The 1,398-nt window shown below is 68.9% G+C and carries 2 protein-coding genes; both read right to left on the reverse strand.

Annotation, left to right across the window (positions count from 1 at the left end):
• On the reverse strand, positions 1–686 hold a 686-nt coding region (locus AQY21_RS13900), incomplete at its 3' end, for an ATP-binding cassette domain-containing protein (protein WP_152988231.1).
• Between the two features lie 4 nt (positions 687–690).
• The coding region (locus AQY21_RS13905; RefSeq protein ID WP_058098233.1) for an ABC transporter permease at positions 691–1,398 on the reverse strand (708 nt) is incomplete at its 5' end.

The raw sequence follows: 1,398 nt of genomic DNA on the forward strand, positions 1-1,398 counted from the left end.
AGCAGCACCTTGATGCGGTCGGCCATCTGCGCCACCACCGCCAGGTCGTGGGTGATGTAGATCGCGGCTGCGTCGTGGCGGCGCACCACCTCGCGGATCGCGGCCAGAACCTCGATCTGCGTGGTCACGTCCAGCGCCGTGGTCGGCTCGTCGAAGATCAGCAGCTCGGGGTGGCAGGACATGGACATGGCGGTCATCGCCCGCTGCAACTGCCCGCCCGAGACCTGATGCGGATAGCGCGCCCCGATCCGCTCGGGATCGGGCAGGCGCATCTCGCGATACAGCGTGACCGCCTCGGATTCGGCCTGGGCACGGGGCATCAGGCGATGCTGGACCGGGCCCTCGCAATATTGCGCGATCAGCCGCCAGGCCGGGTTGAAGGCGGCGGCCGAGGATTGCGCGACATAGGCGATGCGCCGGCCCTGCACCTGCCGCAAGAGCCGCGCATCCGCCCCGGCCAGGTCCAGCCCGTCGAAGCGGACCTGTCCGCCGGTGATGCGGCAGCCCGGTTTGACATGGCCCATGGCGGCCAGGCCCAGGGTCGATTTGCCGGCGCCGGATTCGCCGATCAGGCCCAGGATCTCGCCTCGGTCCAGGTTCAGGTCCACGCCCTTGACGATCTCGGTCCGGCCCTCGCGGGTTTCCGCCGCGATGCGCAGGCCGCGGATCTCCAGAAATCGTGTCATCCGGTCACTCCTTCAATCCGCTGGACAGATGCAGCACCCAGTCCACCACCAGGTTCACCGCCACGGTCAGCAGGGCGATGGCGCCGGCCGGCAGCAGCGGTGCCAGGCCGAAGGTCGCCGCCTGCCAGCTGGAGAAATTCGCGAAGGCGATCAGCTTGGCGCTTTCGCGCACCATCGAGCCCCAGTCCGCCGTCGGCGGCTGCAAGCCCAGCCCCAGGAAGGACAGGGCCGAGATGAACAGGAAGACGAAGCAGAAGCGCAGGCCGAATTCCGCAATCAGCGGCGCGCTGGCATTGGGCAGCACCTCGCGGCGGATGATCCAGCCCAAGCCCTCGCCACGCATCCGCGCGACCTCGATGTAATCCATGGTCAGGATGCCCTGGGCCACGGCCCGCGACAGCCGGAACACCCGCGTGCTGTCCAAGACCGCGATCACCAGCACCAGCGCCACAACCGAGGTGCCGGCGATGGTCAGGATCAGCAGCGCGAAGATCAGCGAGGGCACCGCCATCAGCACATCGACCAGGCGCGAGCTCGCCGTCTCGAACCAGCCGCCGACGGTGGCCGCCAGCAGCCCGGTGCCGGCCCCCAGCGCAAATGCGAGGACGGTGGTCAGCAGCGCGATGCCGACCGTGTTGCGCGCGCCATAGATCATGCGCGACAGCACGTCCCGGCCCAGCATGTCGGTGCCCAGCCAATGCTCGGCCGACCA

Origin of the sequence: Paracoccus sp. MKU1, assembly GCF_001447385.1 — a bacterium.
In the GTDB taxonomy this organism is placed as follows: Bacteria; Pseudomonadota; Alphaproteobacteria; order Rhodobacterales; family Rhodobacteraceae; genus Paracoccus.